The following is a 23,045-nucleotide window of genomic DNA, read 5'->3' on the forward strand; positions in this document are numbered from 1 at the left end:
TCTGAAAGGATGGAAGGACCATGCACAGGATCGATTGGGTCTTCGCCTACGGCTCGCTGATCTGGAACCCGGGCTTCGCGCCGGCCGAGACGGTCGCGGCCCGGCTTGGCGGCTATGCCCGCAGCTTCTGCCTGCGGTCCATCCAGCATCGCGGAACCGAGGCCCTGCCCGGCCTTGTCCTGGGACTGGACCCGCAGGAGGGCGCGACCTGCCGCGGTCTTGCGCTGCGGATCTCGCCGCAGGACCACGACGCGGTGCTGGACGACCTGCGCCGCCGCGAACTGGTGACGGACGCCTATCACGAGGTGATCCTGCCGCTGGACCTCGACGACGGGCGACAGGTCCAGGCGCTGGCCTACGTGATGCGGCGCGACCATTGGCAATATGCCGGGGGCCTGCCGCATGACGAACAGGCCCGCATCATCGCCGTCGCCCATGGCGGCCGCGGACCGAACTCGGAATACCTGTTCAACACCGCAGCGCATCTGGCCAGCATCGGAATGGCCGACGACCACCTGGATGCGCTGTCGAACGCGGTCCGGGCGCTGCAGGAAGGCAACGACATGACGGCGCGGTAACGCATCCGTGTCGCAATGCTTGGCAAGCGGCAGTCGGCCCCCTACAGTCGCAGCCAAGGCATGGCGGCAACGGGGATTTACGTGAGCGATCCGACCAATGGCGATCCGCAGGCGCCATCGCGGCTGACCCTCGGCAACCGCCGCCTGGCGGCCACGCGCGACCAGGCGCTGATCGGCAGCGGCATGCCGCCGCGCTTTTCCCAGCCCGTCCGCCAGATCCTTCTGATGCTGAGCGTGCTGGCCCTGGTGCTGGTCGGGGGCTGGTTCGCCTATGGCCGCATCCTGCCGATCTTCATGGCGAACCGCTGGCTGAACGGCCTGATTCTGACCGTCTTCGCCTTGGGCGTGCTGGCCTGCTTCTGGCAGGTGGGGCAGCTGGTGCGCTCGGTCAGCTGGATCGAGCGCTTCGCCGCCCGCCGCCGCGACCCGCAGCATGGGGGCGTCCTGCAGGACCAGGCCCCGCGCCTTCTGGCCCCACTTGCGGCGCTTCTGGGCACGCGCGGACCGATCGGCGGCGCGATCTCGGCAAGCTCGGGACGGTCGATCCTCGATTCCGTGGCGACCCGCATCGACGAGATCCGCGACATCACCAGGTATCTTGCGAACCTGCTGATCTTCCTGGGGCTTCTGGGGACCTTCTATGGGCTTGCGACAACCGTCCCGGCGGTCGTGGACACGATCCGCGCCCTTGCCCCGCAAGCAGGCCAAACAAGCCTCGACATCTTCGACCAGCTGATGACCGGCCTCGAGGCGCAGCTGGGCGGCATGGCAACCGCGTTCTCGTCCTCGCTTCTGGGGCTTGCGGGATCGCTGGTGGTGGGGCTGCTGGAACTGTTCGTCACCCACGGCCAGAACCGCTTCTACCGGGAACTCGAGGAATGGATGTCGGGCTTCACCCGGCTCAGCATCGGCACGGGCGACGGCGAAGGCATCGACCAGGCTGCGCTGGCCGGGTTCCTTGAACAGATGGCCGGCCAGATGGACCGGCTGCAAAGCTATCACGCCCAACGCGACGCCATGAGAGAGGAAGCCGCCTTGATGGCGGACGAGCGGGTGGTGGTCATGGCCCAGGCCATCGAGGCGCTGGTGGACCGCAGCCGGTCGGATGCGGGCCCCGATCAGTTGACCGCCGCGCTGACCCGCCTGGCCGACGGCCAGGACCGCCTGCTGGCCGAGGCCCGCACCGCCAGGCAAACCGCCGCGCCCATTGACCTGTCGCGGCTGGAGGATGCGCTGAAGACGCTGGCCGTGGACCTGAACGAGGGGCGGGACGAGATGGTGGCAGAGCTGCGGTCCGATATCCTGGTGCTGACCCGCGCGGTGCGTGCGGCGCGCTTCGGCGATCCCTTCCGCGACGACCTTCTGCCCCGCGACCCGCTGCTGAACCGCGGCGAGGCCTGAGGCGATGCGGCTAGCGCGGGGTTCATCGGCGCAGCGGTTCTCCTCGACCATCTGGCCGGGCTTCGTGGACGCGATGACCGCACTGCTGATGGTGCTGATGTTCGTGCTGACGATCTTCATGGTCGTCCAGTCGGTCCTGCGAGAGCAGATCACCACGCAGGACGACACGATCGCGGGCCAGTCGCGCCAGATCTCCCGCCAGCAGCAGCAGCTTGACACCCTGGGCCAGCAGGTCAGCGCGCTCGGCCAGGCCCTGACGGCGTCAGAGGAACGCGAGGCAGGGCTGACCCGCGACCTCGAGGCGGAAACGGCCCGCGCGGCCGAGGCCGAGGCTGCCGCCCGCGAACGCGCCGCCCAGATCACGCGGCTGACGACTCAGCTGGACCAAGGGCGCGCGAACCTTGAAGCCGCCCAGAGCCGGCTGACCGATTTCGAGGCCGAGGTCGCGGCGTTGCTGGCCGCGCGCGCTGCCGCCGAAGACCGCGTTGCCACGCTGGAGACACGTCTGACCGAAGCGACGAACCGGGCCACGGCGGCCGAACTGGCCGTGGCCGCCGCGCGGTCGGAAACCGATGCGCAAGCCGAGGCCGCGCGCCTCGCCGCGGCCCGCCGTGACGCGCTGGAGGCGCTGACTTCAGAGCTGCGCGCGCAGGTCCAGCAGGGCGAGACGCAGCTGGCCGAGGCGGAGGCCGCGCTGTCGGGCGCCCAGGCTTCGCTGTCGCAGGCACGTGACCGCGTCGCGGAAACCGAGACCGCCCTGACCGAGGCAGAGCAGACGCGGCTGGCGGAAGCCGAAGCCGCCCGCCTGCTGCGAGAGCGTCTGGAGACCGCCGATGCGGAACTGACCGCCATGACCCTGGCGCTGGAGGAGCGCCGCCGAGAGGCCGAGGAGACGCTGACCCTTCTGGCCGCCGCCGATGCCGCCCGCGAGGACGCCGAGGCCAGAACGCAGGACAGCCTCTCGGATGCCGAGCGACAGGCCGCGCTGCTGGCCACCGCCCGCCAGCAACTGGCCGAGCAGGAGGGCCTGGCCGAGGACAGCCAGCGGCGCGTGGCCCTGCTGAACGAGCAGGTGGCCCAGCTGACCGCGCAGCTCGGCTCGTTGCAGGCGCTGCTGGACGCCGCCGGAGACGAGCAGGAACAGGCCGAGCTGCGGGTCGCTGAACTAGGCCAGCAGTTGAACGCGGCACTTGTCCGAACGGCCGAGGAAACCCGCCGCCGCCTTGCACTGGAGGAAGAGGCGCGCCGTGCCGCCGAGGCCGAGGCGCAGGACCTTGCCCGCTATCGGTCCGAATTCTTCGGCCGCCTGTCGCAGATCCTGTCGGGCCGTGAGGGGGTGCAGGTGGTGGGCGACCGCTTCGTCTTCCAGTCCGAAGTCCTCTTCGCGCCGGGCGAGGCGACGCTGTCCGCCGAGGGACGCCAGCAGGTTGCAAACCTGGCCGAACTGCTGCGCGACATCGCCGCCGAGATCCCGCCCGAGATCGACTGGATCATCCGCGTGGACGGCCACACCGACAGCCTGCCCCTGTCCGGGCTGGGGCGGTACCGCGACAACTGGGAACTGAGCCAGGCACGGGCGCTGGCCGTGGTGCGCTATCTGACCGACGATCTGGGTTTTCCGGCCAACCGGCTGGCGCCGACCGGGTTTGCCGACACGCGCCCGGTCGCTGACGGATCGACGGCCCAGGGCCGCGCGCTCAATCGCCGGATCGAGCTGAAGCTGACCGAGCGTTAGTGCCCGACGGTCCTGGAAAAGACGTTGATGATCACGACACCCGCAACGATCAGCGTCATGCCCAGCACCGCCGGACCGTCCAGCCGCTGACCGAAGGCGACCCAGCCGACCAGCGCCACGAGCGCCACGCCGCACGCGCTCCAGATCGCGTAGGCGACGCCCAGGGGCATCACTTTCAGCGTCACCGACAGCAGGTAGAAGCTGGCCAGGTAGCAGACGGCCATGCCAAGCGTGGGCCACAGCCGGGTGAACTGCTCGGACCGCTGCAGCATCGAGGTGCCCAGCACCTCGAGGCTGATGGCCGCCAGCAACGGGACATAGGGAGAATTGATCACGAATGGGCCTCGGTCGACGCGCGGGGAACGTCCAATCCTGCCATGCGTTTCAGGTGACGCTCAATCTCGGAATTGATCTCGGCCCCGATCAGCAGGATCGTCGCGTTCAGCCACAGCCAGATCATCAGGGCGACGACTGCGCCAAGCGAGCCATAGGTCTCGTTGTAGTTCCCGAAACTCGCCGCATACCAGGAAAACAGCATCGAGGTGACGACCAGCGCCACCGCCGCAAAGATCGCCCCCGGCGAGATCCAGCGCCAGCGCGACTTCGGGGCGGCGGGGCCATAGCGGTAGACCCCGGCCAAGGCCAGCACCAGGACGCCGAACATGATCGGCCAGCGGATCAGGCTGACGGCCATCTCTCCGCCCCAGCTCATCGGCAGCAGCTTCAGGACAGCTGGGATGACGGCGATGACCGCCAGCATCAGCGCGATCAGCGCCAGCCCCGAGATGGTGAAGACCATCGCAACCAGGTTCAGGCGCAGGAAGCTGCGGGTCTCGCGCTGGAAGAAGGCGACGTTCAGCGCCGACAGCAGCGCCTTCATGCCGCCGTTTGCGGACCAGAACGCCACCAGCAGCGCCACGATACCCGCCAGCGACAGCGCCCCGCTCGACGCCGACGCGATCGAGCTGACCTGCCCCCTGATGATCTCGAGCGAACTTTGCGGCAGCAGGTTGTCCAGCAGCTGCAGGTGGTTCTGGATCGTGGCCGGATCGGCATAAAGGCCATAGAGCGACACGAACGCCGTGATGGCCGGAAACAGCGACAGCAGCCCGAAGAACGTAACGCCCCCCGCAACCGATGTCACCCGGTCCGACCCGATCTGCGTCAGAACCGATTGCGCGACCTGAATGACGTCCTTGCGGTGCATGTCGCGCAGGCCGGGCATCCGGCCCCGGCGGTTCAGAATCGGCGCCTGCGGCTGCGGCGGCGGCGCGGTCTTTTCTTCCGGAGCGGACAGCCCGAAGCGCCTCCGGGTGGCATCGTCCAGCGGGTCAAACAGCGCCGACAGGACGCCCGGATTGGTCTTTCGGTCCGCCATCCGCTGTCCTTACAGTCGGTGCATGCGCGCGGCGTCGTCGGCGCCTGCCGCCTCGGGCCGATTCTCGGGCGCGACGGGGCGCGGGCCGGGGCCGGCGTTCAGGATAGACTTCAGCTGGTCGGCCGCGATCACGAAGTCCGCCAGGATCGAGTTCGCCTGCCGGGACACGCCCCGGAACGACTCGAACGCCTGAGAGATCGAGGTGGCGACGCCGTTCAGACTGTTGGTCAACTCTGCCGCAGTGCGGGTCAGGTCCTGCGCGATGTTGCCGCGCGGATGCCGCGTCTGCGCAGCCTCGGCCCGCAGGCGAGCGGCCGCGCGCTCGTCGTTCATCGCCTGCGCCCGAACCCGGCGGCGAATCTCGTCGCGCTCGACCTCGTCCATGTCCGCAAAGCGCGGGGCGTGGGTGGGTCCGTGCATGCGCGGGGCGGGCCTGTCCGTCCCGGCCAGCCTGCGCGCCGCCATCGTCGCGGCTACCGTCAGGCCAGCGACGCCAAGCGCCACGCCGCCCCAGACGATGACCGTGGCGGTGGTCGAAGGCGCGGGGCGGGCATGGCGGCCGTCACGCGACAGAGGGGCATCTTCTGTCCGATGCCCGTCGGGGATCGGGCGCGGCTCGAAGCGCGTGTGGCTTGTGCGGTCGGCTTCGATCGGCGGAAGGGTGGGATCGTGGGGGCGCATGACGGTCCTCGGCTATCGGCTTGGCAGTGCGAGATCAACCCCTTGGCACCGGGGATCGTTCCGCACGGCCCCTGCGGGCGTCATGAAAACTTGCCCCCGCGGCAGGTCCCGGCTATGCCCCCGCCAACCGCAAAGGAGCCCAGCATGATCCCGCGTTACGCCCGCCCCGAAATGGTCGCCATCTGGTCCCCCGAGACCAAGTTCCGCATCTGGTACGAGATCGAGGCCCACGCCTGCGACGCGCAGGCCGATCTGGGCGTCATTCCGCGCGAAAACGCCGAGGCCGTCTGGAAGGCCCGCGACGTCCAGTTCGACGTCGCCCGCATCGACGAGATCGAGGCCGTCACCAAGCACGACGTCATCGCCTTCCTGACCCATCTGGCCGAGCATGTGGGCAGCGACCAGGCGCGCTTCGTCCATCAGGGCATGACCAGTTCGGACGTCCTGGACACGACGCTGAACATCCAGCTGGTGCGCGCCGCCGACATCCTGCTGGCCGACATGGACCGCGTGCTGGCCGCGCTGAAGACCCGCGCCTTCGAGCACAAGGACACCGTCCGCATCGGCCGCAGCCACGGCATCCATGCCGAACCGACGACCATGGGCCTGACCTTTGCCCGCTTCTATGCCGAGATGGCGCGCGGCCGCGCCCGCCTTCAGGCCGCGCGGCACGAGGTCGCGACCGGCGCGATCAGCGGCGCAGTCGGCACCTTTGCCAACATCGACCCGGCCGTCGAAGAGCATGTCTGCGCCAAGCTGGGCCTGCGCCCCGAGCCGATCAGCACCCAGGTCATCCCGCGCGACCGCCACGCCATGTTCTTTGCCACCCTGGGCGTCATCGCCAGTTCGATAGAAAACATCGCCATCGAGATCCGCCACATGCAGCGCACCGAGGTGCTGGAGGCCGAGGAGTTCTTCAGCCCCGGCCAGAAGGGGTCGTCGGCGATGCCCCACAAGCGCAACCCCGTCCTGACCGAGAACCTGACCGGCCTTGCGCGTCTTGTCCGCATGGCAGTGGTCCCGGCGATGGAGAACGTGGCCCTGTGGCACGAACGCGACATCAGCCATTCATCCGTCGAACGCGGCATCGCGCCGGACGCGACCATCACGCTGGATTTCGCGCTGAACCGTTTGGCGGGCGTGATCGAGAAGCTGGTGATCTATCCCGACAACATGCTGGCCAACATGAACAAGTTCAAAGGACTGGTCATGTCGCAGCGTGTCCTGCTGGCGCTGACGCAGGCGGGCGTTTCACGCGAGGACAGCTATCGGCTGGTGCAGCGCAACGCCATGAAGGTCTGGGAGAAGGGCGCGGACTTCAAGACCGAGCTTCTGGCCGATCCCGAGGTGACCGCCGCCCTCAGCCCCGCCGAGATCGAGGAGAAATTCGACCTTGGCTATCACACCAGGCATGTCGACACGATCTTCCGGCGGGTCTTCGACGAAAACCCGCTGTGACGGGACCAGCGTCAACCTCCCGTTAGGGATGTCGTGGCACATTGGCACCTGACGGATTGCGACAGGGGGCGGCAGGATGGGCCAGATCGGATTGAGCCAGCGGCAGAAGGCGGCAGTGATTGTGCGGCTTCTGCTGGATGACGACGAGGTGGCGGGCGTGGACCGTCTGACGGCCGACGACCAGACGCTGCTTGCCCAGGAAATGGCGGGGATGGAACTGATCGACCGCAACACCCGCGATGCCGTCATCACCGAGTTCTGCGACAGCCTCGAATCCGTCGGCGTCACCTTCCCCGGCGGTCTGGACGGGACCCTGGCGATGCTGGGCAGTCGCCTATCGGACGACAGCACGGACCGGCTGCATCGCGCGGCGGCGATTTCAGGCAAATCGGATCCCTGGGGGCGCATCTACAAGCTTCCGAAAGAATCGCTGATCTCGATCGCCACTTCTGAATCGGTCGAACTGGTCGCCCTGATGCTGTCCAAGCTGCCGGTCGAGGCGGCCTCGGCAACCTTCATGGCCTTGCCGCGGGACCGCGCACGGGTGGTGGCGCAGGCCATGTCGATGACCTCCGGCGTGACGCCGGATGCACTGAAGCGCGTCGGCCTTGTGCTGCTGCAGGCGGCAGAGGCGCTTCCGAAACCGGCCATCACCACGCCCGCCACGGACCGGATGGGCGCGATCCTCAACTTCGCGACCGCCGATCTGCGCGACGACGTGCTGGGGGCGCTGGACGAGCGTGACGTGGTTTTCGCCGACGGCGTGCGGCGGGCCATCTTCATCTTTGCGCATATCCCCGACCGGATCGAGCCACGGGAGGTGCCGCGCATCGTCCGCGAACTGGATCAGTCGACCCTTGTGCGGGCCTTGGCCGCCACGTCGGAGGCCGACGTGGCCGCGGCCGACTTCATCCTGTCGAACCTCTCGCAGCGCATGGCCGACGGGCTGCGCGAGGAACGCGAAGCCCTGGGAAAGCCGCGGGCGAAGGATGTGGACGAGGCCATGAACGAGGTCATCTCGGTCATCCGGCAGCTCCAGGACAGCAGCCAGATCACGCTGAAGATGCCCCAGGACGAGGAATAGGACTCTTGCCCGGTGTTCGCAGGCTGCATTGAACCCGCCAGCGGAGGCGCCGATGACCAACCAGATCGCCATTGCCCTGCTGCTGCTGATCGGCGCGGTGTTTCTTGCCGACCAGCTGTGGCTTGGCGGCTCGCTGCCGCTGGTCGCCGCCAAGGGTGTGGACCAGTTCATCGAGTACCTGGCCTTCTGGCGCTGACCCTGCACACCGTTAGCGCGCGTCATCCAGACGGCGTTTGCATCGCCCCTTTCGGCAGGCTAGAGGAATGGCAACCGTCACCTGCTAACGAGGGGTACCCATGGCAGTCAAGGTCGCCATCAACGGCTTCGGCCGGATCGGTCGCAACATCCTGCGCGCAATCGTCGAATCCGGCCGCACCGACATCGAGGTCGTCGCCATCAATGACCTCGGCCCGGTCGAGACCAACGCCCATTTGCTGCGCTATGACAGCGTTCACGGCCGCTTCCCGGCCACGGTCACGGTTGACGGGTCCAGCATCGACGTCGGCCGCGGCCCGATCAAGGTGACCGCGATCCGCAACCCGGCCGAGCTGCCCTGGGGCGACATCGACGTCATCATGGAATGCACCGGCATCTTCACGTCGAAGGAAAAGGTGCAGCCGCACCTGTCGACCGGCGCCAAGCGCGTCCTGATCTCGGCCCCGGGCGAGGGCGCGGACAAGACCATCGTCTATGGCGTGAACCACGACACGCTGACCGCAGATGACCTGGTCGTATCGAACGCCAGCTGCACCACGAACTGCCTGTCCCCGGTGGCGAAGGTGCTGAACGACACGATCGGCATCGACCGCGGCTTCATGACCACGATCCACAGCTATACCGGCGACCAGCCGACGCTGGACACCATGCACAAGGACCTCTACCGCGCGCGTGCCGCCGCGCTGTCGATGATCCCGACCTCGACCGGCGCGGCCAAGGCCGTGGGCCTGGTGCTGCCGGAACTGAAGGGCAAGCTGGACGGCGTTGCGATCCGCGTGCCGACGCCCAACGTCTCAGTCGTGGACCTGGTCTTCGAAGCCGCCCGCGACACCTCGGTTGCCGAGATTAACGAGGCGATCAAGGCCGCGGCCGATGGCCCGTTGAAGGGCGTCCTCGGCTACACCGAGGAACCGCTGGTGTCGTCCGACTTCAACCACGACCCGCATTCGTCGATCTTCCACATGGACCAGACCAAGGTCATGGAGGGCCGGATGGTCCGCATCCTGACCTGGTACGACAACGAATGGGGCTTCTCGAACCGCATGTCGGACACGGCCGTTGCCATGGGCAAGCTGATCTGAACCAGCCCGGATGACCGAAAACAGCGGCGGAGCCCTGCTCCGCCGCTGTTTCATGCGACCTGTCGCGGCAGGTCCCGCCCGCCGTCAGGCGGGCAGCCCCCACGATGCAAGGGTCAATCGCAAGGCCGAGAGCGGGTGCTGCGCGTCCCGCCCCGGGGGCTGCCTGTTCTCATTCGGCATAGATCATCCTCACACTCATGCCGCCGTCGATCACGAACTGCTGGCCCGTCACGAAGCCTGCCTCTTCAGAGGCGAGCCACGCGACCAGTCCCGCAACGTCTTCCGGCCGCCCCACCCTGCCAACCGGGTGCTGGTCACGGTCTGCCGCCGAATGGTCCGGATCCTCGCGCTTTGCGACCTTCTGCCACGGCCCCGTCTCGATCCAGCCCGGCAGGATGGTGTTCACCCGGATCGCGGGCCCCAGGCTGACCGCCAGGGCATGGGTCAGGGCGACCAGCGCCCCCTTGGCCGCGGCATATGCCTCGGTCTGCGGTTCGGACTGATGCGCCCTGGTCGAGGACATCGTGACGATGCTCCCCCGGCCCGTCCGCAGCAGCGGAACCGCAGCACGGATGCACAGAAAGGCACCGGTCACGTGGCTGTCCTGCCACCGGCGCCAGCCGTCCAGCGACAGATCCTCGATCGGACCGCTGACCGGATCGGCCAGCCCTGCGTTCGATACCAGCAGGTTCAGGGGCTCGCCGTCCAGCCATCCCCGCAAGGCATCGAAACCTCGGGCCACGTCTTCCTCGGACCCGACATCAACCTGCAGGCCCAGGATTTCCTCATCGGCGTCGCAAAGCTCGCCCACCGCCTCGCGGTCGATGTCGAACACGGCAACCCGCCACCCATCCGTCCTCAGCCGGGTCACGATGCCCTTGCCGATGCCCTGCGCACCGCCTGTGACCAATGCCGTCTTCATTGCGCCGTCCTTCCGGTTGTTGCTGTCAGCACCGGTAACGGACGGGGTTGGCGCGCGTTCCGCTCAGCGCGACTTGACTGCCGAAAGACGACGCGAATTGGCGCGGGTGCGCCGGCCATAGGGCCGCAGCGCCGCTGACAGCATCCGCTCGGTGCTGTCACCGCGCAGACCCGCCTGTGCCATCGCGAACATCGATTCGGACACGGCGGCCTGCTTTTCGGCCACCATCAGGAACGGCTCTCCGGGCGCCTGCGCCATCAGGCCAAACATGCCCGCCATGCGCAGGCCGATGACCATGTTGGCCTCGACCGCCATGCGGGCGAACTCTGCCGCAAGACGCATCTGCGCTGCGGGTAGAAACATCGGCATCATTGACTTCATCTGGACCACTTCCCTCGGTGCCACCTGGGCACGGCATGTGCATAGCAGATCTCATGCTGCAGTGCAGCAAGACAACCGCAACTTCGGGACGTGGTTCCCGAAAACTTGACGCCGCCGCTTGGCAAGTCGGCATTGCCGTGGTTAGAGGCAAGCCCATGACACAGACGCTGACCCTTCGCCGCCCGGACGACTGGCACCTGCACCTGCGCGACGGCGCGATGCTTGCCGCCGTTGCGCCGCATTCCGCGGGCTTCGGCCGCGCGATCATCATGCCGAACCTGGTGCCGCCAGTCACGACCGGCGCGCAGGCCGCCGCCTATCGCGACCGGATCCTCGCGGCCTTGCCCAAGGGCGCGGCGCTCGATCCGCAGATGACGCTCTATCTGACGGATGCGACGGACGCCGCCGATGTCGTCGGGGCGTTCCGCGACGGGATCATCCGGGCGGTCAAGCTCTACCCTGCCGGCGCCACGACCAACAGCGCCTCGGGCGTGACGGATTTCGCGCGCGTCCAGCCCGTGCTGGAGGCGATGGCCGAAGCGGGCGTCACGCTCTGCGTGCACGGCGAAGTCACCGACCCGTCGGTCGACATCTTCGACCGAGAGGCGGTCTTCATCGAAACCGTCCTGGACCCCCTGCGGCGCCGCACCCCCGGCCTGCGCGTGGTGATGGAGCATATCACCACCAGCGAAGGCGTCGCCTATGCCCGGTCCGGCGGCGACGATCTGGCCGCCACGATCACGACCCACCACCTGGTCATCAACCGCAACGCGATCCTCGCGGGCGGGATCCGGCCGCACTATTACTGCCTGCCCGTCGCCAAGCGCGAATCGCACCGCCTGGCCCTTCGGGAGGCCGCCACCGGCGGCGAGGCGCGGTTCTTCCTGGGCACCGACAGTGCGCCCCATGCCGACAGCGCCAAGCTGCAGCCCTGCGGCTGCGCGGGCTGCTTCACCGCACCGAACACCATGTCGATCCTGGCGCAGGTCTTCCAGGACGACGACGCCCTGGACCGGCTGGAAGGCTTTGCCGGCCTGAACGGCGCCGCCTTCTATCGGATGGCGCCGAACGAGGACCGGATCACGCTGACCCGCCGCGACACGCCCGCCGCCTATCCCACCCACATCAACGCGGGGGACGAGACCGTCACCGTCTTCGACCCCGGTTTCCCGCTGTTCTGGCACACGGAGAACGCATGAACCTGACCTTCCCGGCGCGCGAGGAAATCGCCCGCCTTACCGCCCGGATGCTGCTCGAGATCAAGGCGGTCGACTTCAACGCCACCCAGCCCTTCACCTATGCGTCCGGCCTGAAGGGGCCGACCTATGTGGACTGCCGCCGCATCATCAGCTTTCCGCGCATCCGCGCCACGCTGATGGATTTCATGGCCGCTACCATCCTGCGCGATGCGGGTTTCGAGGCGTTCGACAACGTCGCCGGCGGTGAAACCGCGGGCATCCCCTTCGGCGCGCTGGTGGCCGAACGGCTTGGCCTGCCGATGACCTATGTGCGGAAAAAGCCCAAAGGCTATGGCCGCAACGCCCGGATCGAGGGCGTGATGACCGAGGGCCAACGCGTCCTGCTGGTCGAGGATCTGACCACCGACGGGGGCAGCAAGCTGTCCTTCGTCGACGCCATCCGCGAGACGGGCGCCGACTGCGCCCATACGGCGGTGATCTTCTACTACGGCATCTTTCCGGAAACGACGCAGCGGCTGTCCGATCACGGGGTGACGCTGCACCACCTCTGCACCTGGTGGGACGTCCTTGCCGAGGCGCGCGCGCAGATGGCCTTCGACCAGGCAACCCTGACCGAGGTCGAGGCCTTCCTGACCGACCCCCGCGCCTGGCAGGCCGCCAACCCGTAAGTTGTCCACAGGCTGTCCACAGCTTCATGCACCGGAATCTGGGGGCCGGCGATTTCAACGCCCACCCCTTTCGACTATGCTGGCCCCTTGAACCAAAAGTCAGGACAGGACATGAGCGGACTGCGCGTGATCACACCCGGCCAGGCCGAAGGCGAGGACAAACCCGCCATCCCCTTCTCGCTCGAGGCGGAACAGCAGCTTCTGGGCGCACTGCTGACCAACAACGACGTCTTCGACCGCGTCAGCCAGATCATCAAGTCCGACCACTTCTATCACCCGGTCCACGCACGCATCTTCGACATCTGCGCCGAACGCATCCGCAAGAACGCGCTGGCCAGCCCCGTCACCATCAAGGCGTTTCTTGAAAACGACGACGGGCTGAAGGAACTTGGCGGCCCCGCCTACCTTGCCCGGATGGCGGCTGCGGCGATCAGCGCCTATGCGGCGCGCGACTATGCCCAGATGATCCGCGAATTCGCCCTGCGGCGCGAACTCATGCAGCTGGGTCAGGACATCGCCGCCCGCGCCTCGACTGTCGAGGTGGGCGACGACGCCGAGGAACAGATCAAGGCCGCGGAACAGACACTTTATAAGCTGGGCGAGGCCGGCGTCGCCGAACGCGGCTTCCAGAGCTTCCTCAAGGCCGTCACCGGCGCCGTGCAGGCCGCCAACGCCGCTTATCAGCGCGACGGCAAGCTGTCGGGGATCTCGACCGGGCTGATCGACCTGGACGGCAAGATGGGCGGCCTGAACAATTCGGACCTGATCATCCTGGCCGGGCGACCCTCGATGGGCAAGACCTCGCTGGCCACCAACATCGCGTTCAACATCGCGAAGGCCCACAAGTTGGGCGAAAAGCCCGACGGCACCCACGGCACCGTCGAAGGCGGCGTCGTCGGCTTCTTCAGCCTGGAAATGTCTGCCGAGCAGCTGGCCGCCCGCATCCTGTCCGAGGCCGCCGAGGTGCCCAGCGAACGCATCCGCTCGGGCAACATGGACGAGGCCGAGTTCCGCCGCTTCGTCGAGGCCGCCCACGCGCTGCAGAACTGCCCGCTCTATATCGACGACACGCCCGCGCTGCCGATCAACCAGCTGGCGGCCCGCGCCCGCAAGCTGAAGCGGACGCATGGATTGGACGTGCTGATGGTCGACTACCTTCAGCTTCTGAAGGCCGCGACCGCCAAGGACAGCCGCGTGAACGAGGTCAGCGAAATCACCCAGGGCCTCAAGGCCATCGCGAAAGAGCTGAACATCCCTGTGATCGCCCTGTCGCAGCTGTCCCGACAGGTCGAGAACCGCGAGGACAAGCGCCCGCAGCTGTCCGACCTGCGCGAATCCGGCTCGATCGAGCAGGACGCCGACATCGTGATGTTCGTTTTCCGCGAGGAATACTACAAGGAACGCGAGAAGCCGTCCGACAGCGATCTGGATGCGATGGCCAAGTGGCAGCAGATCATGGAGAGCGTGCATGGCAAGGCCGAGGTGATCCTCGGCAAGCAGCGTCACGGCCCCATCGGCACGGTCGAACTGGCCTTCGAGGGACAGTTCACCCGCTTCGGCAACCTCGCCCGCGACCGGCAGAGCCAGTGGGAATGAGCCTGCCGGTTCCGGTCGTCACGGTCGGACTGCTGATCGCGTCGAACGTCTTCATGACCTTCGCGTGGTATGGACACCTGCGCTTCAAGACGGCCCCTCTGCTCGTCGTCATTGCGGTCAGTTGGCTGATCGCACTGCCCGAATATATCCTGCAGGTGCCCGCCAACCGCATCGGGCACGGCCATTTCAGCCCGGCCCAGCTGAAGACCATCCAAGAGGTCATCAGCCTGTCCGTCTTCGCCGTCTTTTCCTGGGCATACCTTGGTGAAAAGCTGGGGTGGCAGCACGGGGTCGGCTTTTCCCTCATCTGCCTTGGCGCCTGGTTCATCTTCCACGACTTCGGCTGAGGCACGAACGGCCATCGGGGGGTGCGGGGGGCTGGCCCCCCGCCGTCGCGGGACGCAAGCTCTGTGTCGCAGTTGGACGCAGATCCGATCACGCGTCCTGATCCACCTTCCCCAGTGGCCCTTGTTTTGGCCTCGCCGGATGGGCGGCTTGGCATAGAACCTACCTGCTCCGGCGCGGCCCTTGCAATGCTGTGCTCTGGACGGCAGCGCGTAGCTCTGCATAACGTGCAAGACACCATCGCCAAAGGCTCCAGATGCGCACGCCCCCTCACCTTCTGACGCTGGTTGCCCTGTCGGGCGTCTCGGCGCTGTCCATGAACGTGTTCCTGCCGTCGCTGCCAGGCATGGCGCGGGACTTCGGCGTCGACTACGCGGTCATGCAGCTGTCGGTTTCGGCCTATATCGGCGCCAGCGCGGCGCTGCAGTTGATCGGTGGGCCGCTCAGCGACCGCTTCGGTCGACGGCCCGTGGTCATCTGGGGCCTCGTCGGCTTCCTGCTGGCCACGATCGGCACGCTGATGGCGACCACTGCCGCGACCTTCCTTGTCTTCCGGCTGCTCCAGTCGGTCATCACCGTCTGCATGCTGGTGCCGCGGGCCGTGGTACGCGACCTTTACGACGGCGACCGGGCGGCGTCGATGCTGGGCTATGTCACGATGGGCATGGCCGTGGTGCCGATGATGGCGCCCGTCTTCGGCGGCGTCCTTGACGAGCTCTTCGGCTGGCAGGCGAATTTCGCGGTGATGGGCCTTCTGGGCATCATCGTCCTGGTCCTCGCGTTTCGCGACATGGGAGAGACGGTGCGCGGCGGCGGCCTGTCCCTGCGGCGGCAGATGGTGAACTATCCCATCCTGGCGCGCTCGCACAGGTTCTGGGGCTATTGCCTGGCCGCGACGCTGTCGTCGGGCGCGTTCTTCGCCTATCTGGGCGGGGCGCCCTTTGTGGGGGAGCGCGTGTTCGGCCTGACGCCCGCGCAGGTCGGCTACTGGTTCGCGGCCCCTTCCATCGGCTATATCATGGGCAACTTCCTGTCGGCACGCCTGTCGGCACGCCTCGGGCTGAACCGGATGATCCTGTTCGGTGCGATCACCTGCTTCGTCGCGCTGTCGCTGGCGCTTCTGGCCGACCTGTCGGGGCTGGTTCGGCCGCTTGTCTTCTTCGGGGCCATCGCGTTGATGGGCCTCGGGAATGGCATGGTCCTGCCCAACGCCAATGCTGGCATGATGAGCGTCCGGCCAGAGTTGGCCGGCACGGCCTCGGGCTTGGGCGGCGCGCTGACCGTCGCCGGGGGCGCGGCGCTGTCGGCGCTGGCCGGCGCGCTGCTGCAACCGGGCAGCGGCGCGACGCCGCTTCTGGTCATCATGTGCGCCTCGGCGGCAGGGTCGCTGCTGGCCATCGCCTGGGTCTTCCGCCGCGAGGCGCAGCTGATGGCCCTGCACTAGGATCTTGCCGGCCCGGCTTTGCAACGGCTAAGGCTTGTTTGCAAAGGGGAACGGGATGGCCACGCAAAAAATCTATGCCGGCAGCGCCTTGCGGGAAACCCGCGCCCGCGCCGGCTTGACGCAGCGCCGCTTCGCGGAAAGCCTCGGCGTGTCGCTGCCCTACCTGTCGCAGATGGAGAACAACCACCGGCCGATCAGCGCAGGAGCCCTGCTGCGGCTGGCGCAGGAGTTCGGCGTCGACCTGACGACGCTGGCCGCCGGCGATGCCGAACGCATGGTGATCGATATGCAGGAAGCCCTGGCCGACCCTTTGTTCGATGCCGCCCCGCCGCTGGCCGACCTGCGCCTCGCTGCGACCAATGCGCCGGTGCTGGCGCGGGCGTTCCTCGACCTCTATCGCGCGCATCGCGAAGGTCAGGAACGCCTGGCCGCGCTGGACGAGGCGATCGGTGCCGCCAGCCAGAACAGCCTGACCACCCCTTGGGAGGAGGTGCGGGACTTCTTCCACTACTGCGACAACTACATCGACGCCGTCGACCGCGCGGCCGAACGCTTTGCCTGCCCGGACGGCAAGCGAGGTGATCCCTGGCAGATGGCCGTCGCGGCACTGGCCGCGAACGGCATCGAGGTCCGCCTGACCGAGCTTCCGGCCAACTCGGTCTATCGCCGCGACGGCGACCGCCTGCTGGTCAATGCCGCAGCCGAGGCCCCTACCCGGCTTTTCCAGCTGCTGCACCTTGTGGCGCTGGAACGGCAGGGCGACCTTCTGGAGGCGACGCTGGACCTGGCCCGCTTCCGCAGCCCCACGGCGCGCGAGATCGCGCGGCTTGGCATGGCGAACTACTTCGCGGGGGCCGCGCTCATGCCCTATCGCGCGTTCCTGGCCGCCGCACAGCACGAACGGCACGACCTGGAGCGTCTGTCGCACCTCTTTGGGGCCTCGCTGGAGCAGGTGGCCCACCGGCTGTCGACGATGCAGCGGCCGGGTGCCAAGGGGGTGCCGTTCTTCTTTGTCCGGGTCGACCAGGCCGGCACGATCACCAAGCGCCATTCGGCAACCCGGCTGCAATTCGCCCGCTTCGGGGGCGCCTGCCCCTTGTGGAACGTGCACCAGGCGTTCGAACAGCCGGGCCGCTTCCTGCGCCAGCTGGCGGAAACGCCGGACGGCGTGCGCTATCTGCTGCTGTCGCGCGACGTGTCCAAGCACGCCGGCGCTTTCAACGCCCCCGTCCGCCGCTTTGCCATCGGGCTGGGGGTCGAGGTCACGCAGGCCGAGGGCATGGTCTATGCAGACGGGCTGGACCTGACCAAGCCGCGGGCCTTCGAACCCATCGGCATCTCTTGCCGGATCTGCCCGCGCCGCGACTGCCACCAGCGGTCGGTGCCACCCATCGACCGCAACCTGCGCATTCCGCAGGATCGCCACGGCCCCCTTCCCTACGAAATCGCCTGACTTATCCACAGACGAACCCCGCAACTTGGGCGGGAACCCGCCGAATAGAGCGAGGTTTCGCGTATCGTTGCCGCGCCTTTTTCTTGGCTGTTGCTTTGAAGGCACAGCTGCTGTTTACCCAACGCCGAATGGAACCAATGCGCCGACCACGGACAAGGCGTGCCTTTCGAGGGACAGTGATCAAATATGACGGTGATGGATCGACTGAACGCGTCGCTTGGAAAAATCCTGCCAGAGCAGCGGCTTTTCCTCCGGTCAGATGATACCACCCGCGTCCTGCGCCTGCGGCCCCTGACGCAACTTGCCGGGATCAGCGGCATCACGCTTGCTTTCGGCTGGACGCTGTTCGCAAGCTCGGCGCTTATGATCGACGCCGTGGGCGCCGACAGGTCGGGGATTTCAGGCACGCAAGCCGGTTTCGAACAGCGGCTGCACGAGCTGCAGGCCGAACGTGACGCGCGCGCGACCGAGGCGCTGGCCGCCCAGGCGCGCTTCGCGACGGCGCTGGACCAGGTGTCGCAGATGCAGACGCAGCTGCTCGGCTCCGAGGAGAAGCGCCGCGAGATGGAGGCCGGCCTTGGCGCGATCCGCTCGACCCTGACCGAGACGCTGGCGAAACGCGAGGCGCAGCAGACCGCCGCCGCGGACGGTGCCGGCCCCGATCGCAGCGAGGAAGTCACCGCCGCGCTGGACATCCTGGCGGAAGAGCTTCGCCAGACCGCCGACCAGCGCGCCCTGGCCCGGCAAGAGGCCGACGAGGCCCGCCTTGCCGCGCAGGAGCTGACCGTCGAGCGCGACCAGATCCTGGCCCGCAACGACGAGATCCTGACGCAGCTCGAGGACGCGGTGACGGTCTCGGTCGCGCCGCTGGACGATGTCTTCCGCGCGGTCGGGATGAACCCGGACAAGGTTCTGGAGACGATCCGCGAAGGGTATTCCGGTCAGGGCGGTCCGCTGACGCCGCTGTCCTATTCGACCCGCGGCAACGCGGCGCTCAGCCAGAACGAGACAAAGGCTCGGCAGATCATCGTGACGCTGGACCAGATGAACACATATCGGATCGCCATCGAGAAGCTGCCGCTGGCTATGCCGGTGCAGCAGGCGTTCCGCTATACCTCGGGCTTCGGCCGGCGGTGGGGGCGCATGCACCAGGGCATCGACATGGCCGGACCCGTGGGCACGCCGATCCACGCTACCGGCGACGGGGTCGTGACCGTTGCAAGTCGCCAGGGCGCCTACGGCAACCTCATCAAGATCGAGCATGAGCTGGGGACCGAAACGCGCTATGGTCATCTCAGCCGGATCGGCGTGAAAGTCGGTCAAAGGGTGTCGCAAGGAGAGCTTATCGGTGCTATGGGCAATACCGGACGCTCGACCGGGCCACACCTGCATTACGAGGTGCGGATGAACGGTCGGGCCGTGGACCCGATGAGCTTCATCAAGGCAGCAGAAAATGTTCAGTAAGACCCGCGTGACCGAGAACCGTCCCACTTCCTCGCCTGCCCCGTCCGGGCCCTTGCCCGAAGCCGCGCCCGCCGCACCCGAACGCGCCGTTGATGCCGCAGCCACGCCGGCGCCGCGTCCCCGGACCACGCCGTCGATCATGTCCTCGGACCTGACGGTCGTCGGGAACATCAAGACGCAGGGCGACATCCAGGTCGAGGGCACTGTCGAGGGCGACATTCGCGCCCATCAGCTGACGGTCGGTGAGACGGCCACCATCAAGGGCGAGATCGTCGGAGATGATGTTATCGTCCACGGCCGCGTGGTCGGCCGCGTGCGCGGCCTGAAGGTGCGCCTGACCGCCACGGCCCGCGTCGAGGGCGACATCATCCACAAGACCATCGCCATCGAATCAGGCGCCCACTTCGAGGGTTCGGTCCAGCGCCAGGAAGACCCGTTGAACAACGGCGGCACCAAGAAGCTGGCTCCTCCGGCCGAATAATATTCGCCGCTGTGCCTGTCGGACCCGCCTCGGCGGGTCCTTTCATTTGTAGCTGGCCTTGCAGGATTTTCAGATCGGCGAACGCCATGGGCGGCGGCCGAGTCCCTGCCCCCTCCTATGGCGCATTCCCAGGACGCAACGAGCGGAGTTCCTGGCCCCTGCTACCTCACATGGAGCACGCTCAGGATGCCGGACACATCGGCACTTTATGAAACCTCAGGCTGCCTCACGACATTGCGAAACGCATATCCGGGCAGAGCGGCGGAATGAGGTACCTGATAACGCGGGGGCGTCCTTATGACTTACTTGCAGTAGCGCAAGAGCGCGCAGGGTCGCCGAAAACGAATTTCCTGTGCGTCTTTTTCCACAGGCGCAAGAAGTCGAGAGACCGGCGCGGTCGGCTAGCTGCGCATGGCGATACCCCTTGGGCAGATATTCCACGGGCCAGTTCGGTATCAACCGACCTGGGTCCGGTGTGGCAGCGTCTTTGCCTGAAGCGTATGCCAGCGCGGTCTCGGCGCAAGCCGACTTCGGCAGAGCACCGCGGATCGCCGTCGGTCCACCCTACATTCCGCATGTTCAAGCGGGCTTTGCATCTTGCCGTCGGCAGAATAGCTTTGCACCCGCAGCCATCGGAAGGTCTGGAGACATCATGCGACACGCCACCTGCACGGCCGGCCCATCGACGAGAAGCGTCGTCGTCGGATGACACAAGGCATCATCATCACGGGCGCGGGCAGCGGGATCGGCCGCACCACTGCGCGCCTCTTCCTGTCGCGGGGCTGGCGGGTGGCATTGCTGGGGCGCCGCGCACCGCCGCTGGAGGAAACGGCCGCCGGCCATCCTGATGCGCTGATCCTGCCCTGCGACGTGACCGACGAGGCTGGTGTACGTTTCGCGTTCGACCGTGCGCGCCGGGACTGGGGGCGCATCGACGCGCTCTTCAACAATGCCGGGCAAGCAGCGTCGCTGGCCGATCCCGACCGCCTTCCGGTCGACGTGTTCCGAAAGGTCATCGATACGAACGTGACCGGCATGTTCATCTGCGCGGCTGCGGCCTTTGCCGTGATGCGCGACCAGACACCGCAGGGCGGGCGCATCATCAACAACGGCTCGGTCGCCGCGCATTCGCCGCGTGCGCAGTCGGTCGCCTACACTGTCTCGAAGCACGCGGTGACCGGCCTGACGCGCAGCCTGTCGCTGGACGGGCGATCGCTCGATATCGCCTGCGGACAGATCGACATCGGCAACGCCTCGACCGAGCTTCTGCGCCAGGCGGCGGCGCAGGATCCTGATGCCGAACCCACGATGGACGTCTCGACCGCCGCCGATTCGGTCTGGCACATGGCCAACCTTCCGCCAGGCGCCAACATTCAGTTCATGACAATCATGGCGACCGCCATGCCCTTCATCGGCCGCGGCTAACCATAGCGGCGCAGCAACGCCTCGGCCACCGGGGGCGTGACGAATTTTGAGATGTCGCCGCCAAGCCGCGCGATTTCCTTGACCAGCTTCGAGGCAATGGCCTGCCGGCGCGCGTCGGCCATCATGAACACCGTCTCGATGCTGCTGTCCAAGGCGCGGTTCATGCCGACCATCTGGAACTCGTATTCGAAGTCGGCCACGGCGCGAAGGCCGCGGACGATCACCTTGGCGCCCACGTCGCGGGCGCAGTCGATCAGCAGGTTCTCGAACGGGTGGACGAGGATCTCGCCCCCGGTCTTCAGCGCGATGGCGTCGCATTCGGCCTGGACCATCGCCACGCGCTCCTCCAGCGGGAAAAGCGGGCTCTTGTCGCGGTTGATCGCGACGCCGATGACCAGCCGATCGACCAGCGCCATGGCGCGCTGGATGATGTCGATATGGCCCAGGGTGATCGGGTCGAATGTCCCGGGATAGAGGCCGATGCGCATGAGGTCGCGTCCTGTGTCAGGGTCCGGGCCTCAGGCAAACCGCATTTGCCCCCCGATTGCAAGAAAGTGATCGCGCGTGACGATGCGTCAGGCGCCCATGATCATCCCGGTCAGCGCCTCCTTTTCGGCGGCCAGTTCCTTCAGCCGCCCGCTGACCGCGTCGCCGATCGAGATGACGCCCAGCATGCGCCCCCCCTCGTCCACCACCGGCATGTGGCGGAATCGCCCCTGGGTCATCCGCTCCAGCACGGTCAGCGCATCCTCTGCCACGGTACAGGTCTGCACCTCGCGGGTCATGAACTCGCTGATGGGGCGCGACAGCACGTCGGGGCCGTGTCGGCCCAGCTGGCGGACGATGTCGCGTTCCGAAAGGATGCCGCCCGCCGTCTCGCCGTCGGTCGACACGACGACGGCACCGATCCGCTTTTCGGCCAGCAGTTGCGCGGCCTCGGCCAAGGTTGCGTCGGGGCCGATGGTCAGGATCGTGGCGGACTCGATCCACGGCTTGGCGGAATCCGACTTCATCGACAGCAACTGCTTGACCAGCATGGTGGGGCCCCCTTCTTCGCGCTTTGTGTGGGTTCATCTTTTGGCCCGAATCGCCATCCGTCAAGTGCGACCGTGGTCGGGGGTGGGCAGCTGCCCCTCCAGCCGCTGGATTTCGGCGCGCACGCCTTGCGCCAGCGCCTCGGCCAGCAGCGTCAGGCGGCGCGACGCCCGGTCGTCCGCGTGCCGGATCAACCAGAAGCTGCGCTTCAGAAAGATTCGGTCGGTCAGAACCCGCGTCACGCCCGGCGCGAAGGGCAGCGCAAAATCATGCACGATCCCCACTCCGGCGCCGGCGCGCAGGGCCTGCATCTGCACCGCCACCGAGTTCGAGCTGATCTGCGCCGTCTCGACCCCGGTCGCCGACAGATAGTCCAGCTCGCGGTCGAAGATCATGTCGGGGATATAGCTGATCATCCGGTGGTCCTTCAGCGCCTCCAGGCTTGTCAGCGGCGGATGCGCGGCCAGATAATCCCGATGCGCCGCAAGGTGCAGGTGATATTCCGCCAGCCGCTGCACCATCAGCCGCCCCGTATCCGGGGGCGAGACGGCGATGGCCATGTCGGCCTCTCGCCGCGTCAGGTTGACGACCCGCGGCAGGGCGACGATCTGCACCTCCAGCCCCGGATGAGCCTCGCAAAGGTCGCGGGCCACCTGCGGCAGCAGATAGTTCGCGCAGCCGTCCGGCGCGCCGATCCGCAGCTGGCCGGTGATCCCCGCTTCGGCACGCACGGCTTCCGACGCGGCGACGGCCGCCTGTTCGGCCGCCTCGGCCGGGGCGGTCAGGCGCGCCCCTTCGGCAGTCAACTGATACCCCTGCGGCGTCTTCAGAAACAGCGCCGCACCGACCGACGCCTCCAGCCTTGCGACCCGACGTCCCACGGTCGAGGCGTCCAGCCCCAGCCTGCGCCCGGCCCCCGACAGGCTCTCGCTGCGGGCCACCGCCAGGAAGATGCGCAGATCGTCCCAGTCCACCGGATCTCCTTTGCAGTTCTGCAAAACCCTTTTGCCACCCTGCCT

The 23,045-nt window shown here is 67.3% G+C and carries 24 protein-coding genes; 16 read left to right on the plus strand and 8 right to left on the minus strand.

What is annotated here, in order from left to right:
- The first annotated feature begins 20 nt into the window (after positions 1-20).
- From OC159_RS10150 to OC159_RS10160, 3 genes are all read left to right on the plus strand, one after another.
- Positions 21-578, plus strand: a complete 558-nt coding sequence (locus tag OC159_RS10150; protein ID WP_265501034.1) for a gamma-glutamylcyclotransferase — start codon at positions 21-23, stop codon at positions 576-578.
- A gap of 81 nt (positions 579-659) precedes the next feature.
- On the plus strand, positions 660-1,979 hold the full coding sequence (locus tag OC159_RS10155) for a biopolymer transporter ExbB (protein ID WP_265501035.1): 1,320 nt from the start codon (positions 660-662) through the stop codon (positions 1,977-1,979).
- A 4-nt stretch (positions 1,980-1,983) separates the two neighbouring features.
- Positions 1,984-3,714 carry a peptidoglycan -binding protein gene (locus OC159_RS10160; protein WP_265501036.1) on the plus strand — a complete coding sequence of 577 codons (1,731 nt, stop codon included), beginning with the start codon at positions 1,984-1,986 and terminating at the stop codon, positions 3,712-3,714.
- Here the strand turns inward: OC159_RS10160 and OC159_RS10165 are convergent.
- The 3 genes from OC159_RS10165 to OC159_RS10175 are packed head-to-tail and all read right to left on the minus strand — an operon-like array spanning position 3,711 to position 5,773.
- On the minus strand, positions 3,711-4,049 hold the full coding sequence (locus tag OC159_RS10165; RefSeq protein WP_322626724.1) for an SMR family transporter: 339 nt from the start codon (positions 4,047-4,049) through the stop codon (positions 3,711-3,713). The genes OC159_RS10160 and OC159_RS10165 overlap by 4 nt on opposite strands.
- Positions 4,046-5,092 carry a YihY/virulence factor BrkB family protein gene (locus tag OC159_RS10170; protein ID WP_265501037.1) on the minus strand — a complete coding sequence of 349 codons (1,047 nt, stop codon included), beginning with the start codon at positions 5,090-5,092 and terminating at the stop codon, positions 4,046-4,048. Before OC159_RS10170 ends, OC159_RS10165 begins: the two co-directional genes overlap by 4 nt.
- Before the next feature lie 9 nt (positions 5,093-5,101).
- On the minus strand, positions 5,102-5,773 hold the full coding sequence (locus OC159_RS10175) for a hypothetical protein (protein WP_265501038.1): 672 nt from the start codon (positions 5,771-5,773) through the stop codon (positions 5,102-5,104).
- Between the two features lie 144 nt (positions 5,774-5,917).
- Here OC159_RS10175 and purB point away from each other — a divergent pair, with 144 nt between their 5' ends.
- The 4 genes from purB to gap all read left to right on the plus strand — a co-directional run bounded on the left by purB (position 5,918) and on the right by gap (position 9,613).
- Positions 5,918-7,231, plus strand: coding sequence for an adenylosuccinate lyase (gene purB / locus OC159_RS10180; RefSeq protein WP_265501039.1), 1,314 nt, complete (start codon positions 5,918-5,920; stop codon positions 7,229-7,231).
- A 76-nt stretch (positions 7,232-7,307) separates the two neighbouring features.
- On the plus strand, positions 7,308-8,315 hold the full coding sequence (locus tag OC159_RS10185; protein WP_265501040.1) for a FliG C-terminal domain-containing protein: 1,008 nt from the start codon (positions 7,308-7,310) through the stop codon (positions 8,313-8,315).
- 52 nt (positions 8,316-8,367) lie between these two features.
- Complete coding sequence (locus tag OC159_RS10190; RefSeq protein ID WP_265501041.1) at positions 8,368-8,511, plus strand: hypothetical protein; 144 nt, start codon at positions 8,368-8,370, stop codon at positions 8,509-8,511.
- Positions 8,512-8,611: 100 nt separating this feature from the next.
- Positions 8,612-9,613 (plus strand): type I glyceraldehyde-3-phosphate dehydrogenase, encoded by a 1,002-nt coding sequence (gene gap, locus OC159_RS10195; protein ID WP_265501042.1) that lies wholly within the window; start codon positions 8,612-8,614, stop codon positions 9,611-9,613.
- Between the two features lie 169 nt (positions 9,614-9,782).
- On the opposite strand, the gene OC159_RS10200 is transcribed toward gap, so the two are convergent.
- Together OC159_RS10200 and OC159_RS10205 are read right to left on the minus strand one after the other, a co-directional pair.
- Positions 9,783-10,535 carry an SDR family NAD(P)-dependent oxidoreductase gene (locus tag OC159_RS10200; RefSeq protein ID WP_265501043.1) on the minus strand — a complete coding sequence of 251 codons (753 nt, stop codon included), beginning with the start codon at positions 10,533-10,535 and terminating at the stop codon, positions 9,783-9,785.
- Positions 10,536-10,598: 63 nt separating this feature from the next.
- Positions 10,599-10,904, minus strand: coding sequence for an antibiotic ABC transporter (locus tag OC159_RS10205; RefSeq protein ID WP_265501044.1), 306 nt, complete (start codon positions 10,902-10,904; stop codon positions 10,599-10,601).
- Between the two features lie 167 nt (positions 10,905-11,071).
- On the opposite strand from OC159_RS10205, the gene pyrC reads away from it, so the two are divergent.
- The 9 genes from pyrC to OC159_RS10250 all read left to right on the plus strand — a co-directional run bounded on the left by pyrC (position 11,072) and on the right by OC159_RS10250 (position 20,991).
- Complete coding sequence (gene pyrC / locus OC159_RS10210) at positions 11,072-12,115, plus strand: dihydroorotase (protein WP_265501045.1); 1,044 nt, start codon at positions 11,072-11,074, stop codon at positions 12,113-12,115.
- A complete protein-coding gene (locus OC159_RS10215; protein ID WP_265501046.1) occupies positions 12,112-12,783 on the plus strand; it encodes an orotate phosphoribosyltransferase in 672 nt (223 codons plus the stop codon). The genes pyrC and OC159_RS10215 overlap by 4 nt, the downstream gene beginning before the upstream one ends.
- A 111-nt stretch (positions 12,784-12,894) precedes the next feature.
- Entirely contained in the window at positions 12,895-14,379 is a 1,485-nt protein-coding gene (locus tag OC159_RS10220; RefSeq protein WP_265501047.1) for a replicative DNA helicase, read from the plus strand.
- Positions 14,376-14,726, plus strand: a complete 351-nt coding sequence (locus tag OC159_RS10225) for a DMT family protein (protein WP_265501048.1) — start codon at positions 14,376-14,378, stop codon at positions 14,724-14,726. The genes OC159_RS10220 and OC159_RS10225 overlap by 4 nt, the downstream gene beginning before the upstream one ends.
- A 254-nt stretch (positions 14,727-14,980) precedes the next feature.
- Positions 14,981-16,168, plus strand: a complete 1,188-nt coding sequence (locus OC159_RS10230; RefSeq protein WP_265501049.1) for a multidrug effflux MFS transporter — start codon at positions 14,981-14,983, stop codon at positions 16,166-16,168.
- 55 nt (positions 16,169-16,223) lie between these two features.
- On the plus strand, positions 16,224-17,621 hold the full coding sequence (locus tag OC159_RS10235) for a helix-turn-helix domain-containing protein (protein ID WP_265501050.1): 1,398 nt from the start codon (positions 16,224-16,226) through the stop codon (positions 17,619-17,621).
- A 195-nt stretch (positions 17,622-17,816) separates the two neighbouring features.
- Positions 17,817-19,085, plus strand: coding sequence for a DUF5930 domain-containing protein (locus OC159_RS10240; protein WP_265501051.1), 1,269 nt, complete (start codon positions 17,817-17,819; stop codon positions 19,083-19,085).
- Complete coding sequence (locus OC159_RS10245; protein WP_265501052.1) at positions 19,075-19,566, plus strand: bactofilin family protein; 492 nt, start codon at positions 19,075-19,077, stop codon at positions 19,564-19,566. Before OC159_RS10240 ends, OC159_RS10245 begins: the two co-directional genes overlap by 11 nt.
- 705 nt (positions 19,567-20,271) lie before the next feature.
- Positions 20,272-20,991 carry an SDR family oxidoreductase gene (locus OC159_RS10250; protein ID WP_265501053.1) on the plus strand — a complete coding sequence of 240 codons (720 nt, stop codon included), beginning with the start codon at positions 20,272-20,274 and terminating at the stop codon, positions 20,989-20,991.
- Here the strand turns inward: OC159_RS10250 and coaD are convergent.
- The 3 genes from coaD to OC159_RS10265 all read right to left on the minus strand — a co-directional run bounded on the left by coaD (position 20,988) and on the right by OC159_RS10265 (position 23,000).
- Positions 20,988-21,479 carry a pantetheine-phosphate adenylyltransferase gene (gene coaD, locus OC159_RS10255; protein WP_265501054.1) on the minus strand — a complete coding sequence of 164 codons (492 nt, stop codon included), beginning with the start codon at positions 21,477-21,479 and terminating at the stop codon, positions 20,988-20,990. The two genes, OC159_RS10250 and coaD, sit on opposite strands and share 4 nt — an antisense overlap.
- Positions 21,480-21,566: 87 nt before the next feature.
- Positions 21,567-22,028: a CBS domain-containing protein gene (locus tag OC159_RS10260; RefSeq protein ID WP_265501055.1), complete on the minus strand. Its 462-nt coding sequence runs from the start codon at positions 22,026-22,028 to the stop codon at positions 21,567-21,569.
- A 60-nt stretch (positions 22,029-22,088) separates the two neighbouring features.
- Positions 22,089-23,000 (minus strand): LysR family transcriptional regulator, encoded by a 912-nt coding sequence (locus OC159_RS10265; protein WP_265501056.1) that lies wholly within the window; start codon positions 22,998-23,000, stop codon positions 22,089-22,091.
- Positions 23,001-23,045: the final 45 nt, after the last annotated feature.

It is taken from the genome of Paracoccus beibuensis, from assembly GCF_026162625.1.
GTDB lineage: Bacteria > Pseudomonadota > Alphaproteobacteria > Rhodobacterales > Rhodobacteraceae > Paracoccus > Paracoccus beibuensis.